This window comes from Antrihabitans auranticaus (assembly GCF_016481275.1).
Lineage (GTDB): Bacteria > Actinomycetota > Actinomycetes > Mycobacteriales > Mycobacteriaceae > Antrihabitans.
The window spans coordinates 749,740-764,849 of sequence record NZ_JAEMNW010000003.1 but is presented as its reverse complement, the minus strand read 5'-3'; the positions used below and the strand labels follow the sequence as shown (position 1 = coordinate 764,849).

The 15,110-nt window shown below is 65.0% G+C and carries 13 protein-coding genes; 10 read left to right on the top strand and 3 right to left on the bottom strand.

Annotated elements, in window-relative coordinates; genetic code table 11:
- Positions 1–27 precede the first annotated feature (27 nt).
- From JGU72_RS17775 to JGU72_RS17745, 7 genes are all read left to right on the top strand, one after another.
- Entirely contained in the window at positions 28–2,004 is a 1,977-nt protein-coding gene (locus tag JGU72_RS17775; protein WP_199685406.1) for an acetyl/propionyl/methylcrotonyl-CoA carboxylase subunit alpha, read from the top strand.
- Positions 2,001–3,161 carry an acyl-CoA dehydrogenase family protein gene (locus tag JGU72_RS17770; RefSeq protein ID WP_199685247.1) on the top strand — a complete coding sequence of 387 codons (1,161 nt, stop codon included), beginning with the start codon at positions 2,001–2,003 and terminating at the stop codon, positions 3,159–3,161. The genes JGU72_RS17775 and JGU72_RS17770 overlap by 4 nt, the downstream gene beginning before the upstream one ends.
- A complete protein-coding gene (locus JGU72_RS17765) occupies positions 3,161–3,931 on the top strand; it encodes an enoyl-CoA hydratase family protein (protein WP_199685246.1) in 771 nt (256 codons plus the stop codon). Before JGU72_RS17770 ends, JGU72_RS17765 begins: the two co-directional genes overlap by 1 nt.
- Positions 3,932–3,962: 31 nt before the next feature.
- On the top strand, positions 3,963–4,577 hold the full coding sequence (locus JGU72_RS17760) for a TetR/AcrR family transcriptional regulator (RefSeq protein WP_199685405.1): 615 nt from the start codon (positions 3,963–3,965) through the stop codon (positions 4,575–4,577).
- A gap of 130 nt (positions 4,578–4,707) precedes the next feature.
- Positions 4,708–7,020, top strand: a complete 2,313-nt coding sequence (locus JGU72_RS17755; RefSeq protein WP_199685245.1) for a putative bifunctional diguanylate cyclase/phosphodiesterase — start codon at positions 4,708–4,710, stop codon at positions 7,018–7,020.
- Positions 7,021–7,090: 70 nt separating this feature from the next.
- Positions 7,091–8,320 (top strand): tryptophan 2,3-dioxygenase, encoded by a 1,230-nt coding sequence (locus tag JGU72_RS17750; protein WP_199685244.1) that lies wholly within the window; start codon positions 7,091–7,093, stop codon positions 8,318–8,320.
- A 301-nt stretch (positions 8,321–8,621) separates the two neighbouring features.
- Positions 8,622–9,002 carry a nitroreductase family deazaflavin-dependent oxidoreductase gene (locus JGU72_RS17745; RefSeq protein WP_199685243.1) on the top strand — a complete coding sequence of 127 codons (381 nt, stop codon included), beginning with the start codon at positions 8,622–8,624 and terminating at the stop codon, positions 9,000–9,002.
- On the opposite strand, the gene JGU72_RS17740 is transcribed toward JGU72_RS17745, so the two are convergent.
- Positions 8,989–9,612: a TetR/AcrR family transcriptional regulator gene (locus tag JGU72_RS17740; RefSeq protein ID WP_199685242.1), complete on the bottom strand. Its 624-nt coding sequence runs from the start codon at positions 9,610–9,612 to the stop codon at positions 8,989–8,991. The genes JGU72_RS17745 and JGU72_RS17740 overlap by 14 nt on opposite strands.
- Before the next feature lie 84 nt (positions 9,613–9,696).
- Between JGU72_RS17740 and JGU72_RS17735 the strand changes: the two genes are divergently transcribed.
- The gene (locus JGU72_RS17735) at positions 9,697–11,181 is read left to right on the top strand and encodes a flavin-containing monooxygenase (RefSeq protein WP_199685241.1); all 1,485 of its coding nucleotides are present in this window, start codon (positions 9,697–9,699) and stop codon (positions 11,179–11,181) included.
- Here the strand turns inward: JGU72_RS17735 and JGU72_RS17730 are convergent.
- Positions 11,178–12,527 (bottom strand): TIGR01777 family oxidoreductase, encoded by a 1,350-nt coding sequence (locus JGU72_RS17730; RefSeq protein WP_199685240.1) that lies wholly within the window; start codon positions 12,525–12,527, stop codon positions 11,178–11,180. The two genes, JGU72_RS17735 and JGU72_RS17730, sit on opposite strands and share 4 nt — an antisense overlap.
- A 43-nt stretch (positions 12,528–12,570) precedes the next feature.
- Between JGU72_RS17730 and JGU72_RS17725 the strand changes: the two genes are divergently transcribed.
- A complete protein-coding gene (locus JGU72_RS17725) occupies positions 12,571–13,131 on the top strand; it encodes a dihydrofolate reductase family protein (protein WP_199685239.1) in 561 nt (186 codons plus the stop codon).
- Here JGU72_RS17725 and JGU72_RS17720 read toward each other — a convergent pair.
- Positions 13,112–14,311 carry a metallophosphoesterase gene (locus JGU72_RS17720; RefSeq protein WP_374101123.1) on the bottom strand — a complete coding sequence of 400 codons (1,200 nt, stop codon included), beginning with the start codon at positions 14,309–14,311 and terminating at the stop codon, positions 13,112–13,114. The two genes, JGU72_RS17725 and JGU72_RS17720, sit on opposite strands and share 20 nt — an antisense overlap.
- Positions 14,312–14,401: 90 nt before the next feature.
- Between JGU72_RS17720 and JGU72_RS17715 the strand changes: the two genes are divergently transcribed.
- Positions 14,402–15,109 (top strand): Clp protease N-terminal domain-containing protein, encoded by a 708-nt coding sequence (locus JGU72_RS17715; RefSeq protein WP_199685238.1) that lies wholly within the window; start codon positions 14,402–14,404, stop codon positions 15,107–15,109.
- The last annotated feature ends 1 nt before the right edge of the window (position 15,110 follow it).

Genomic DNA, 15,110 nt, shown 5'->3' with positions numbered 1-15,110 from the left:
ACTCGCTGCGATGATCGATAGGACCCAATCGTGATCACATCAGTCCTCGTCGCCAACCGCGGCGAAATTGCCCGCCGCGTCTTCGCGACCTGCCGCAAGATGGGCATCAGCACCGTCGCAGTGTTTTCCGACGCCGACGCGGATTCACCGCACGTCGCAGAAGCGGACGCCGCTATTCGCCTCCCGGGCAACACACCCGGCGAGACCTACCTGCGCGGCGACCTCGTCATTGCGGCAGCCAAGGCCGCCGGAGCCGACGCGATTCACCCCGGTTACGGCTTTCTCTCGGAGAACGCCGATTTCGCGAAAGCGGTGCTCGATGCCGGTCTGACCTGGATCGGTCCGCCTGTCAAGGCGATCGAGCAGATGGGTAGCAAGGTCGAGTCCAAGAAGATGATGGACGCGGCCGGTGTGCCCGTTCTCGCCGAACTCGATCCCGCTCAGGTCACCGCCGCGGACCTGCCGGTCCTCATCAAAGCGTCTGCGGGCGGAGGCGGGCGCGGCATGCGGATCGTCCGCGCGCTCGACGAACTGCAGGACCAGATCGCCGGTGCGCGGCGCGAAGCCGAATCTGCGTTCGGCGACCCCACGGTCTTCTGCGAGCGTTACCTGGAGACCGGGCGCCACATCGAGGTTCAGGTGATGGCCGACACGCACGGCACTGTGTGGTCGGTCGGCGAGCGCGAGTGCTCGATCCAGCGTCGGCACCAGAAGGTGGTCGAAGAAGCGCCGTCACCGCTCGTGGAAAAGATCGACGGCATGCGCGACCGCCTGTTCGACGCAGCACGTCTGGCCTCCGAGGCGATCGGCTACGAAGGCGCGGGCACCGTCGAATTTCTCGCCGACGAGAAGGGCGACTTCTTCTTCCTCGAGATGAACACGCGCCTGCAGGTGGAGCATCCGGTCACCGAGTGCACAACGGGTCTCGACCTTGTCCGGTTGCAATTGCAGGTCGCGGCAGGTCTGCCGCTGCCGGTCGAGCAGCCCGCGAAACGTGGTCACTCGATCGAGGTCCGGTTGTACGCCGAAGACCCCGCCCAGGATTGGCAGCCGCAGAGCGGCACTGTCCACCGCATCGAGATCCCCGGAACCGTCACGGAATTCGACTTGCTCGACCGACCCGGCGTGAGGCTGGACACCGGCGTCGTCGACGGTTCGGTCGTCGGGGTCCACTACGACCCGATGCTCGCGAAGGTCATCTCCTACGGCGAATCACGCTCCGATGCGGCGCACCTGCTTGCTACCGCCTTGCAGCGAGGCAAGATCCACGGACTCGTCACCAACCGTGCCCTCCTGGTGCGGGTACTGCGCCATCCCGCCTTCCTCGCGGGCGACACCGATACCGCCTTCTTCGATACCCACGGCCTCGACAAGCTCTCGGCGCCGTTGGTATCCGACGCAGACGAGACGGTGTCGATCGCGGTCGCCGCACTTGCGGACGCCGCGGCAAATCGCCGGAAAGCCAGCGTCGGCGGCGGACTACCCAGTGGTTGGCGCAACCTGCCGGCCCAGGCGCAGACCAAGTCCTACGAGAGCCGGACGTCGGGAACCCACGAGGTCAAGTACCGCAACACTCGGACAGGTATCGAGGTCGACGGGCTACCTGGTCTCCAGGTTGTCGAGGCAACTCCCGATGTCGTGATTGCCGACGTCGACGGAGTCCGCAGGCGGTTCGAGGTCGCGCGCTACGGCGACCTCGTCAGCATCGACTCGCCGCTGGGTCCGGTGGCCGTGCGGCGGTTGCCGCGCTTCATCGACCCGACCGAGCAGGTGGCAGCGGGCTCCCTGCTCGCCCCGATGCCGGGAACGGTCATCCGACTCGGTGCCGCAGCGGGCGACACCGTCGAACTCGGCCAGCCGATCCTGTGGCTCGAGGCCATGAAGATGGAGCACAAAATCGCCGCTCCCGCCGCGGGCGTGCTCACCGAATTGAACGTCGCAGTCGGCCAACAGGTCGATGTCGGAGCCGTACTGGCAGTAGTAGAGGCAGAGGAGAAGGAATGAGCTTCATCGAGACCGAAGAGCAGAAGGAACTGCGCGCAGCGGTTGCCGGCCTCACGGAGAAGTACAACTACCGCGACTACGTGCTGCCGAAGGCTCGCGCCGGCGAAGCGCTGAGCGAACTGTGGGACGAGGCGGGCAAGCTCGGCTTCCTCGGCGTCAACCTGCCCGAGGAGTACGGCGGCGGCGGCGCAGGCATCTACGAGCTCGCTCTGGTCCAGGAAGAGATGGCAGCCAACGGCGCAGGCCTCCTGCTCGTCGTCGTCTCACCGGCAATCTGCGGCACCATCATCACGAAGTACGGCACAGACGCGCAGAAGGAAAAGTGGCTGCCACGCCTGGCCGACGGGTCCACCAAGATGGTCTTCGCGATCACCGAACCGGATGCCGGCTCGAACTCGCATCAGATCACGACGACTGCGCGCCGTGACGGCGAAGACTGGATCATCCGCGGTCAGAAGCACTACATCTCGGGTGTCGACCAGGCCGAGGCGATTCTGGTCGTATCGCGCACCGAAGACTCGAAGACCGGTAAGCTCAAGCCGGCGCTGTTCATCATGCCGACCGACGCCGAGGGCCTCGTCAAGACGCAGCAAGAGATGGACATCATCGAGCCGGATCATCAGTTCTCGTTGTTCTTCGACGACGTCCGGCTCCCGGCCGATGCGCTGGTCGGTCAGGAAGACGCTGCCATCGCACAGCTGTTCGCGGGACTGAACCCCGAACGCATCCTCGGCGCGGCCATGGCCGTCGGCATGGGCCGATACGCGATCGCCCGCGCCGTCGAGTACGCCAACGAGCGCACAGTATGGAAGACCACGATCGGTGCGCACCAAGGAATTTCGCACCCGCTGGCACAGGTGAAGATCGAGCTCGAGCTGGCGAAACTTATGATGCAGAAGGCAGCGCACCTCTACGACAGCGGCGACGAATTCGGGGCCGCCGAAGCTGCGAACATGGCGAAGTACGCAGCCGCCGAGGCGAGCATCAAGGCGCTGGACCAAGCAATCCAGACGCACGGCGGCGCCGGACTCACGAAGGAGTACGGCCTCGCGTCGATGCTGGCGGCCGCGCGCATCGGCCGGATTGCACCGGTCAGCCGCGAGATGGTGCTGAACTTCGTCGCGCAGCACACTCTCGGCTTGGGCAAGTCGTACTGATGGCAGACCGCTACGTTCGCTACGACGTCGACAGCGGTTTCGCGACGCTCACGCTCGACTCGCCGCACAATCGCAACGCGCTGTCGTCGAAGCTCGTTCGTGAGTTGGTCGAGGGGCTCGAGCAGGCCGCCGGTGATCCTGCTGTTCGCGGGATCGTGCTGACACACGCAGGCAATACGTTCTGCGCGGGCGCAGATCTGAGCGAAGCGAGCAACGCCGATCCGGCAGTCGCAGCCGATGATCGGACCCGCGCGATGCTGACATTGCTGCGGCAGCTCATCGAGGTCCCGAAGCCTGTCGTCGCCGTGATCGATGGGAACGTGCGGGCGGGCGGCATGGGCATCGTTGCGGCGTGTGACATCGTGATCGCCGGCAGCGGTAGCTCGTTCGCGCTCACCGAAGTTCGGCTGGGGCTCGCCCCCTTCATGATCTCGTTGACGCTGCTGCCACGACTGAGCTCACGCGCTGCGAGTCGGTACTACCTCACCGGCGAGAAGTTCGACGCCGCGGAGGCAGCGCACGTCGGGCTCGTCACGATCGCCGTCGACGACCCGCAGGCCGAGCTTGCGAAAGTGCGCGACGACCTCCGCAAGGGTTCGCCGCAGGGTCTCGCCGAGAGCAAGCGGCTGGTCACCGCGGCGATGTTGGCAGAATTCGATCGGTCGGCCGACGAGCTTGCGGCACGGTCGGCGAGCTTCTTCGGTACCGATGAGGTTCGTGAAGGCATGATGGCCTTCTTGCAACGGCGACAGCCGAGCTGGGCCCAGTAGGCGCTAGCTGTAGGAAAGGACGGTGAGTGGCGTGACATCGGTGCGTGAACCGAAGCAGGACCGCAGTCGCGCCACTCGCCAGCGCCTGCTCGAGGCGACGATCGATTGCCTTGCCGAAATGGGCTGGTCCACGGCGACGGTTTCTGTGGTCGCCGAGCGGGCCGGAGTCTCACGCGGCGCCGCCCAGCACCATTTCCCGACCCGCGAAGACCTGATCCTCGCAGCGCTCGAGTTCATGTTCGATCTGCGGATCGTCACGGCGCTCAAGGAATCCGAGACGCTCGACGGCATCGAGCCGGGCACACACCGGACCGAGGCGATCGTTGTCTCGCTGGTCGAGTCCTTCGCCGGTCCGTTCTTCAAGGCCGCACTACAGGTGTGGGTGCAGGCTGCCGCAGATCCGGTCCTGCGCGAGCAGATCGTGCCGTTGGAGGCCCGCTTCGGCCGGGCGGTCCACCGGATCACCGTCGAGGCGCTCGGCGTGAACGATTCCGACCCGGTCGCACACACCCTTGTCCAGGCAACTCTCGATATGGCACGCGGCCTCGGCCTTGCCGATGTCCTCACAGACGACTCGGTCCGGCGCAGGAAGATTGCCCGTCAGTGGGCGGCCACGTTGGATGACGCCCTCGAGTTATCGAGCTGAGCCGTCAGGCACTCGCGGCTCTGGCCTAGTCAATATTCGATTAACCGTGCGAGAATGCGGAAATCGGCATTGATATTGAGGCGGCCATGCGGAAACTCGGGCGAAATCCTATCGCCGCGCCAGGTTTGTGATGGCGGCACTCACGCGACGACGCGCCTCGGCCCAGGGTGCCCTGCTGGTCGTCATCGGCTCCTTCCTTGTGACGACGCTGCCCCCGCTGCGCAATTCGCGTGACTACTCCTGGCTGATCGACGGCGTCTGGCAGAACCTGGCGTTCGCCGCCTGCGCCGTCCTCTGTCTGGTCCGGACACCGCGTGCTGCGTTCGACCGAGCTGCCTGGCGGATCCTTGCACTCGGACTGCTCTGCCAGGCGATCGCGAACACGTACTGGTCATGGTTTGTGAGGCCACTGCACCCGGAGCCATACCCGACGATCGCAGACGGCTTCTGGCTCGGCTTCTACCTCTGCGTCTTCGTGAGCTTGTTGCTGATCGTCCGCGCTCGCCTGCGGCGGTTCACGCTCAGCCTCGCCCTGGACGCGCTCCTCGTCGGCCTCGGCACGGCAACGGTGACGACGGCGCTGATTTTCCCGGCGGTCCTCGCGCAACTCGGCGGATCGTTCGCGGCGATCGTAGTCAACCTCGCATATCCCGTTCTCGACGTCGTCCTGCTCGCCGCGGTCCTCACCGCATGCGCGTTGTTCCGGTGGCGCCCACCCGCAGGCCTCTGGTGGATGGGGCTCGGACTCGCGCTCGCGGCTCTGGCCGACTCGCTGTATCTCATCGAGGCCCCGACCGGCGGGTACCGCTCCGGCGATTACGTCGATGCGGCATTCATTCTCGCGGTCGCAGTCACCGCCCTGGCGCCCTCGCGTACGTGGCACCCGGTCATCGACTACACACAGCGCACGCCACCACTCGCAGCGCCGTTGGTGGCGACCGGTGTCGCGGTATCGATGTCCGTGCTCGACAACTACTTCCAGATCACCCCCGCAGCGTGGTATCTCGCCGCCGCGACGATCATCGCGTCCATGGGTCGGCTCGCACTCGCCTTCCACGAGATCCGCCGCGCGGGCGAGCACGCGCAATTGGCGCGAACGGACGACCTCACGGGCTTGCCGAATCGGCGCGGGTTCTACGAGCACGCCGGCAAACTTGTATATACACCTATTTCGGAGGACGAAGACTTCCCGACCGCCGCACTGCTGCTCCTCGACCTCGACCACTTCAAGGACGTCAACGACTCGCTCGGGCATGCCGCGGGGGACGACCTCCTACGGGTGATAGCGACCCGACTGCGCAGAGCGCTGCGCGAGGACGACGTACTCGTCAGGCTCGGCGGCGACGAGTTCGCGATCCTGATTCCGAATGCCGACGAGCGCGAAGCGCGCGGTGCAGCCGAGCGAGTCCAGGAGGTCCTTTTCGAGCCCGTACAGCTGGAGGGCCTCCACGTCCAGATCGGCGCGAGCGTCGGTATCGCACTGAGCCCGGTTCACGGAGTCGACATCGGAACCCTGCTGCGGCACGCCGATATCGCCATGTACCGCGCGAAACGACACGACGCGGCGATTCACGTCTACATCCCGGGAGTCATCGACCCGTCGGGACGGGACAACACCCGCGACGGCATGCGGCTACTGGAACAACTCCGGTCCGCCATCACCGAGCGGTCGCTGTCGGTCCACTACCAACCCCAGGTCGATATCCGCACCGGAGCGATCGTCGCGGTCGAAGCGCTCGTTCGCTGGGAGCACCCCGAACGCGGACTGCTCTTTCCCAATCAATTCCTGCCGATCGTGCAGCAGAACGGCTTGATGCACCGGATGACCGCGGTCGTACTCGATCAGGCACTCGACGACGCGGCACGGTGGCACGAGCTGGGTTGTGCGATCCCGGTCGCCGTCAACCTGTTTCCGCCGAGCCTCGGTGACCTCGACCTGCCCGCACGCATCGCCGACGAACTTGCGCGACGCGGCTTGTCGCCGAGCGCCATTCACGTCGAGATCACCGAAGACTTCCTGCTCGGCAACATGGACCGGGCAGGCAAGGTGCTCGACGAGTTGCACAGCCTCGGCGTCCAGATCGCTATCGATGACTTCGGCACCGGATACTCGGCGCTCTCGTACCTTCGTGAGCTGCCGATCGACACGGTGAAACTCGACCGTTCCTTCGTCGTCCCGATCACCGGTGATCAGCGCGCCGCGGCAATCGTGCGAGCCGTGATCGACCTCGCGGTGACCCTCAACCTAACGACCGTCGCCGAGGGCGTCGAGAATGCTGACACGTTCGCAGTTCTGCGGGAGTACGGCTGCCCTGTCGCGCAGGGATACCACTGCGGCAGGCCCATGGCGATCGACGAACTGCTGTTCGTCCTCGGCGCGATTCCGGCCTCGGCACCTGAAGCCGCTGCCGCACCAACCCAGCATCAGGTGGCTGCGGTCTAACCGTGGAGTGGGCATGAGTCACCCCTGTGGGGGGTAACGCGCCGCGCGCAGCAGGCAGACCATTTATCCCATGCACGAACTCGCCGCCTGGCTCCGCCGACCAGATCCCGTCACGTTTCCATACGACGCGGTGCTCGACAGAGTTCACAGCGTCGGAAAACATTTCGTGCCGCCGAACCTGCTCGCTTCGTTGGACCGAGCCCGCGCAACCTTGGGAACTCCGGTCGACAGCGCCGGCCAGCGGCTCGCCACATTCCTGAGCACCGCCCTCGACAAGTGGGACAACCGTTTCGACAATCCCAGCTACCTGGCGTTCGAGCAGTTGCCGCTGCCTGGGACTGGCTACCGTGCCGGCTGTCCGAACCAGGCCGCGCTCCAGCACGACCGTCTCTTCGTTCTCCTCGTTGCGGACCTCCTGCGATTCGAAATCGAAGTCGCCGACGGCGCGACCTGGCTTCCCGAGATCGCACCGGACGCACGGATCACCGCGAAGCGCTGCCGCCTCGGGGTGCGCGCCATGCGACCGGCGCTCGCGCGCATGGGTGTGGAAGTCGAGCCAACGAGCGGCGATCCGATCGAAGTCGCCCGTCAGGTGTGCGCCGCGATCGCGTCCGACACGACACCCAGCGAACGCCTCACCCTCGACCTCAGTGCACTGCCGGTGAGTCTCGTCCACGACGAGTACATGTTCATGCGAGTGCTGCAGGCCTACGAGTCGACGTTCGCGATGGTCGCGGTTCAGCTGTCGGCGGCGATATCGGCGATCCAGCGCGGTCGGGCAGGAGCCGCCGCACTGGTGCTCGCGGAAGCAGAACGCGCGATGGGTGAAGCGGGCCTGCTGTTCTCGATCGTCGCCACGATGCGCACGGAAGCCTTCCTGACCTTCCGCGAATTCACCGACGGAGCGAGCGCAATTCAGTCTCGCCACTACAAGCTCATGGAGAGCCTGTGCCGGCGGCCCGACGCACCGCGTCTCGATTCACCGGCCTATCACTCGGTGCCCCCGGTGCGTGCGCGAGTACTTGCGGACCAACCCACCGTCTCGAGCGCGTTGGCTGCGGCTCGTACGGCGGGCGTCCTCGATCCGGAGCTCGACGCCCTGCTCACCGCGAGCATGGAGCGTTTCGAAGCTGTGCTGCTGCGATGGCGAAAGACCCACTACCGCTTGGCAGTCCGCATGCTCGGCGAGCGTCGCGGCACGGGCTACACCGAAGGTGTGCCCTACCTCGACGGAGGCCGGGGGATCAGCGTCTTCGGCGCGGGATGTCCAATGGCGGGGAAGTTGGACTCTGCCGCTTGAGCGAGCCGCCTAACCAAGACCCTGGCCAACCAACACCCCAGCCAGCCGACGCCCCCGCCAGCCAACGCCCCCGCCGCACCGACTTTCGGGACACGCACCGAAATTCCGGCCCAAAATTCGGTGCGTGTCCCGAAAGGGGGTGCGGCGGGGTAGGAAGCGGGGACGAACAGGCGGGGACGAGCAAGCGGGACGAGCAGGCCGAGTGCGGACCGCTGATTCGCGCAATTCGGCCGTAGCCACGCAGACTCCACCGCGTATATCCTGAGTGTGAACTCAATAATTCACGCTCAGGAGCATCGCTATGACTGCACCCACCCGCAAGCGCCTCCCACGCGGCGCGAAAGCGTTCAACAAGATCGCACTTCCGCTGTCCCGGCACCTTCCGATCTGGGCCGAATTGACGCACGTCGGCCGCAAGTCCCGACGCGAGTACAAGACGCCGATCGCGGTCGTCAAGAAGGATGACGTCTACAACATCGGACTCGCGTGGGGCAAGGAAGCAGACTGGGTACGAAACGTCATGGCCGCAGGCGAATTCACCATAATTCAGCGCGGCAAGACCATCGTCCTCACGAATCCGCAGATCCTGCACGATCCTGCTGTCAGTTGGGCACCCGCAATCGGACGTCCGATCTTGCGCCGCCAAGGCGTAACGGATTACATCGCCGCTAGTCCGCGCTGATCCCGTCGAACATCAGCCGCTGAGTGGCTAGGTTCAGAGCGCGAATCGCGGCCGGATCCGAGTTTCGAATGCCGTGGATGATGTTCGCCATCATCATTCCGGTGAGGGCCCGCGCAGAATTCACAACGTCGAGGTCCGTACGTAGGTAGCCTGCTTCGACGCCGTGCCGGAAGTACTCGACCGTCATCGCATCGGCCATGTCGAGCAGGCCGTACAGGCGGTCCGTGAGCTCGACATCGATTCCCGTCGCTTCGAAGAGCAACAACTGCGGGACTCGTGGATCATCGAGCAGGATGGCCGTCAAAGCATCGGAAACCCGCCCGACCTGCGCACGGTACTCCGCGAGCGACGTCGGTGCGTCGGGTGCGTTCTCCGCCGACAGGGCTGTCATGATCCGGCCGATGACGTCGTCGACAACGTGGTCGATGATGTCGCGCTTGTTCTCGAAATAGCGATAGAACGTGCCGTGGCCGATCCCCAGATGCGTTGCGATATCAGCGATTCCGGTTGCGTGGTAACCGCTTTCGGCGAACCGCTCGAAGGCGGCGTCGATGATCTCGCGCCGCAGCTCCTCGCGCTTGCGTTCAGCACGAGTTATTGGCTTGGTCACCCGGCAATGATAGCGTGTTCCAAAACGGAATACCGTGTCAGTTAATGACGTGTCATTCGGGACGCGTTCTACTCAGGAGGTTCCATGGCGGCACCGCAATTCGATGCTGTAGTAGTCGGCGCAGGTTTCGGCGGGATGGGCGCAGCCATCCAGCTCAAAGAACTCGGCCTGAACAACATCGCGATCCTGGAGCGTGAAGACGATCTCGGCGGCACCTGGCACGTGAACCGGTATCCCGGTCTGGCAGTCGACATCGCGTCGGTCACGTACTCGTACTCATTCGAACCCAACCCGTACTGGTCGCGTTTGTTCGCGCCGGGGCGGGAACTCAAGCGCTACGCCGAGCACGTCGCCGACAAGTACGATCTGCGGCGTCACATGCGTTTCGGCAAGGTCGTCGAAGGCGCACGCTGGGACGAGGAGTCCGGCTTCTGGGTCGTCAACGTCGCAGGTGAGGGCTCGATCAGCGCCCGCTACCTGCTCACCGCGACCGGATTTCTTTCCCAGCCGCACAGTCCCGACATTCCCGGAATCGACACGTTCGCAGGCAAGATAATCCACACGACAGCGTGGGACGACTCGTACGACCTCACCGATCGCAAAGCCGCGATCATCGGGACCGGCGCGACTGCGGTTCAGCTCATTCCGGAGGTCGCGAAGAAGGTCTCCGCGCTGACGGTCTACCAGCGCACGCCGATCTGGGTCGTCCCGAAGGTCGATACGCCGATTCCCGGCCCAGTACAGAAGCTGTTCGCACGCGTTCCGACGGCGCAGAAGGCCGCGCGCCTCGTCAATACCGGGCTGCTCGAAACGATGATGGTCAGCGCGGTCCTGCACTACAAGCAGGCCAAGGCCCTCAACTCCGGTGCGGCGGTGCTCGCCGCGGCGCACCTGCGCGCACAGGTTCGCGACCCCGAAACCCGGCGCAAACTGACCCCGCACTACAGCTTCGGCTGCAAGCGCCCGACCTTCTCGAACGAGTACTACCCGACGTTCAACAAGAAGCACGTGCACCTCGAGACCAACTCGATCACACGCATCGAGGCCGACGGGATCGTGACCGCCGACGGCCACAAGACCGAGATCGACACACTGATCCTCGCGACCGGGTTCAACCTCTGGGACGTCAACTTCCCAGCGATCGAGATCATCGGTCGGGAAGGCCGCAACCTCGGAAAGTGGTGGCGCGACAATCGCTTCCAGGCCTATGAGGGCCTCGCGGTTCCGCAGTTCCCGAACTTTCTCACGCTCTCGAGCCCGTACTCCTACAGCGGGTTGTCGTACTTCACGACCATCGAGACGCAGATGAAGCACATGAAGCGGCTGTTCGGCGAGATGCGGTCACGGAAGTCCGAGTTCTTCGAGGTGACCGAGAATGCCAACGCGGACTTCCTCGATCGGATGACGGAGAAGCTGGGCGACTCGGTCTTCTACGCGGGTAGTTGCGAGGGATCGCGAAGCTACTACTTCAACCAGCACGGCGAAGCTGCGATTCTGCGGCCGACGTCGACGATCAACGCCTATCGCGAGGCAGGCAGCTTCCCGCTCGAGGATTACGTGTACGCCTAACGCGCACGGCCCAACTGGTGGCGGAGGGATTCCTCCAGGTTCGGCCGCCGGAACTGGTGTCCCGCAGCGGAAAGCACGTCTGGGACGACCTGCTGATTGGCCAGCGCCAATTCCTCGACGCCTTCCTTGCCGAGCATGAGCCGTGGCCCGAAGCTCGGCACCGGCAGCACCGCAGGACGTTTCAGCACGTGCGCAAGGGTCTTCGTGTAGTCGATGTTTCGAACAGCCTCGGGTGCAACGGCATTGACGGGTCCGGTGATGGCGTCGTCGAACAGCGCACGGTGGTAGATATCCAGGAGATCGTCGAAATCGATCCATGACAGCCACTGCTGACCGTCGCCCAACTTGCCGCCGAGACCGGTGAGGAACAGCGGGCGCAAGAGCTGCAACGTGCCGCCGCCGGGCGACTGCACAATTCCGGTGCGCACGTTCGCAACCCGGATACCGGCCCGTTGCGCCGGAGCGGTTGCGTCTTCCCAGTCCGCGACGAGGTCGGCAAGAAAACCTTCGCCTCGAGCGCTTGTTTCGGTGAGCTGCTTGTCGCCGCGATCGGCACCGTAGAACCCGATTGCCGAGGCCGAGACGAACACCCGTGCCGACGAATCCGCAGCGAGTGCGGCGAGCCTGCGAGTCGGCTCTATGCGGCTGTCCCGAATGACGGCTTTGTGCTTGTCGGTGAAGCGCCCCGCAATGGATGCCCCCGCCAGGTGGACGACCGCGTCCACGCCGTCGAGCAGATCACGGGCCGGGTTCTCCGGATCCCAGGTTCGTTCGCCCGAGTGCCGCGCGGGATGCCGGACCAGTCGGATAACGCTGTGCCCACCCGTGCTCAGGAACGCCGCGAGAGCACTGCCGACAAATCCCGACGCACCCGAGATCGCGACGGTCGTCGGGCCGATGCCCCGATCCGCGGCCCAGCGGTGTGCTGCCAGATCTTCGGCGAGCTGGCGGTGCCGATAAATGAATGTGGAGTTGAGCAGCGCCGCGGGAACCGGCGTCTCGACGTGGTCGATGACCCGCGTCCTGTCGCCGTCGACCTCCTCGAAGTCGTGCACATGCCGCCACGACAGAACAGCCTTCGCGGGCAGCGACGCCAAACCCGAACTGCTCAGCGTGTCCACGAATCGTGCCGGCGGATCGTAATCGCCGGCCTGATGCTGTGCGACCCACCTCAGCCCGGCCGGCATACCGAGCACGGCCTGCCCGTCAGCGACCGAATCCGCCTCGCTGACCAGCCGCAACGGTTGCCAGGGCGGCGACAGGCGAGTGAAGGCGCCTGGCCTCGTGTGCCAGGCGAACACGTCCGCGCGGGGTGAATCGACGACGCTCGAAAACTCGATGCCCATATCCGACAGTAACGGTTTCGCCGATGGGCGACACCAAGAGAGCATGACCAAAGTTCTTCTCGACATGGCAATGTCGCTCGACGGGTTCATTTCGACCAGCGATGGGAGTGACGCCGGCCTGTACGACTGGTATTTCGACGAGTCGAACCCCGTCGACCAGGCGGCCGTGAAAGAGATCGTTGCGATCTCCGGTGCGATCGTCCTCGGCCGCGGAGCATTCGGCCTCGGCGAGGACTCGGGTGGATTCGACGACACCCCGTACGACGTCGACCACTTCGTCATCACTCACCGGCCGCCGGCGACACCGCCGGGGAATCCCCGAATTCGGTTCGTCACAACGGGCATCGAGGACGCCATCGCGGCAGCCAAGAAGTCCGCAGGCGACCGGTACGCGACGGTGGGCGGCGGCGCGGACATCGCACAGCAGTTGCTCGCGGCTGGACTCGTCGACGAGATTGCGCTGCACATCGCGCCGATCGTTCTCGGCACGGGGCTGGCACTCTTCACCGGATTACCCAACCGCCTGGACCTGCGCCAGACGCGCACGATCGCAGGCGAGCGCGCGCTCCACGTCTGGTACGAGGTTACGAAGCGCGCAACGTGATCAGCGTGATCTCGCTCGGTGCGAAGATACGGAACGGCGGACCCCAGAACCCCGAGCCGCGACTGGTGTAGAGCTGGGTCCGCTCGCCGAACTTCGCGAGGCCGTGCACGACCGGCTGATCCAGGCGCACGAGGAAGTTGAACGGCCACATCTGACCGCCGTGGGTGTGCCCTGCGAGCTGCAGGTCGACGCCCGCTGCTTCGGCTTGCTTGACCTGCTTGGGCTGGTGGGCGAGCAGGAGAATCGGCGAGTCGGGGTCGGCGCCGCGCAACGCCTCGGCGAGATTGGCGCCGTGGCCCTCGAGTCCCGAACCGCGCGCTGTCGCATCGTCGACACCGGCGATGACCAACTCCGAACCGCCCTTGCCGACCACGACGTGCCGGTTGTGCAGCGACTCCCACCCGATCTCGGTCATGTAGTCGAGCCAGCCCTGCGCTTCGCTGAAGTACTCGTGATTGCCCGTGACGTAGACCTTCGCCAACCGCGCACGAACAGATGCCAAAGGCTCTGCCTGCAGACGTCGTTGGGTCACCGTGCCATCAGCGATGTCGCCGACGTGGCAGACGATGTCGGCATTCAACTCGTTGACGGCCTCGACCACACCGGCGGACCACTTGGCCCGGTCGATCGCGCCGTAGTGCGTGTCGGTGATCGCAACAACCGTGGTGCCGTCGAGGTCACGACCCAATCGGGGAATTGTCACGTCCAGCCGCACGACTCGCGGAATTCGCATCGCCTCGACGAACCCCCAGGCAAGCAGCACGACAACAGCGACGAGCGTGAAAATCGCGACGATTCGCGAACGTGCCGGGTTGTCGACACCGCCGATGAGCAGCGCGAGCCGCAGCAGATCACCGATGAGCGTCCACACGAAGAGCACCCAGACCACGCCCAGCAGCGCATCGCCGAGGCGTGCGGCCCAGTCGAGATGACGGGGGCCGTGCCCGAGGAACATGAAGGTCGGCAGAGCGATCAACATCGCAACGAAGACGAGGGTGCCGACCGCGACGACCGGCGTCGGCCAGTCGGTGCTCGAATACACCAACGCCCACCACGGCAGCGCAAACAACAGCGCGAGGATCGTCAGGACGACGGTGGTGAACACCAGACGCCGGACGACGACGCGCCGCCGCAGCACCGGTTTCTGTGCCGCTGGGTCTTGGTCTACTCGTTGACTCACAATTCGGAAACGTACCGGCAGGCCGGGCGGTTCCCGAATCTTCGTCAACCGATGGTTGACGATTGCGCTGCGTCAACCTATGGTTGACGCATGACCGAACCAACCCGCATGAAGAACCCCGTCCGCCTCGACGACCTGATCGAAGCAATCAAGAAGGTGCACACCGACGTCCTCGATCAACTCTCCGACGCCGTGATCGCCGCGAACCATCTCGGCGAGGTAGCCGACCACCTGATCGGCCACTTCGTAGACCAAGCCAGGCGCTCCGGGGCCTCGTGGACCGAAATCGGCCAGAGCATGGGCGTCACCAAGCAGGCCGCGCAGAAGCGGTTCGTCACCAAAGACCAGAACGACATCGATCCGAACGAGGGCTTCAGCCGGTTCACACCGCGGGCGGCCAACGTCGTCATGGCCGGACACAACGAGGCACAGAGCGCGCGCAACGCGCAGATGGGGACAGCGCATCTGATCCTCGGATTGCTGTCCGAGCCGGATGCGCTCGCCGCCAAAATGATTGCAAGACAAGGGGTTACCTTCGACGCGATCCGCGCAGCGGTCACGTTGCCGCCCGCCGTCGAGGACGCGCCCGACCTCGTCCCGTACGACGCCGCCGCCAAGAAGGTCCTCCAGCTGACGTTCCGCGAAGCGCTTCGCCTCGGCCACAACTACATTGGAACCGAACACATCCTGCTGGCGCTGCTCGAGGACGAGGACGGGTCCGGGCCCCTGCACACCGTCGGATTGGACAAGGCCAAGACCGAAGCCGACATCGTCGCAGCGCTCGAGGTCTACAAGTAGG

Bases quoted from the DNA above. Each gene is read 5' to 3' on its own strand.
- JGU72_RS17770 (WP_199685247.1), top strand. From the start codon at position 2,001: ATGAGCTTCATCGAGACCGAAGAGCAGAAGGAACTGCGCGCAGCGGTT.
- JGU72_RS17765 (WP_199685246.1), top strand. From the start codon at position 3,161: ATGGCAGACCGCTACGTTCGCTACGACGTCGACAGCGGTTTCGCGACG.
- JGU72_RS17755 (WP_199685245.1), top strand. From the start codon at position 4,708: ATGGCGGCACTCACGCGACGACGCGCCTCGGCCCAGGGTGCCCTGCTG.
- JGU72_RS17750 (WP_199685244.1), top strand. From the start codon at position 7,091: ATGCACGAACTCGCCGCCTGGCTCCGCCGACCAGATCCCGTCACGTTT.
- JGU72_RS17745 (WP_199685243.1), top strand. From the start codon at position 8,622: ATGACTGCACCCACCCGCAAGCGCCTCCCACGCGGCGCGAAAGCGTTC.
- JGU72_RS17735 (WP_199685241.1), top strand. From the start codon at position 9,697: ATGGCGGCACCGCAATTCGATGCTGTAGTAGTCGGCGCAGGTTTCGGC.
- JGU72_RS17730 (WP_199685240.1), bottom strand. From the start codon at position 12,527: ATGGGCATCGAGTTTTCGAGCGTCGTCGATTCACCCCGCGCGGACGTG.
- JGU72_RS17725 (WP_199685239.1), top strand. From the start codon at position 12,571: ATGACCAAAGTTCTTCTCGACATGGCAATGTCGCTCGACGGGTTCATT.
- JGU72_RS17715 (WP_199685238.1), top strand. From the start codon at position 14,402: ATGACCGAACCAACCCGCATGAAGAACCCCGTCCGCCTCGACGACCTG.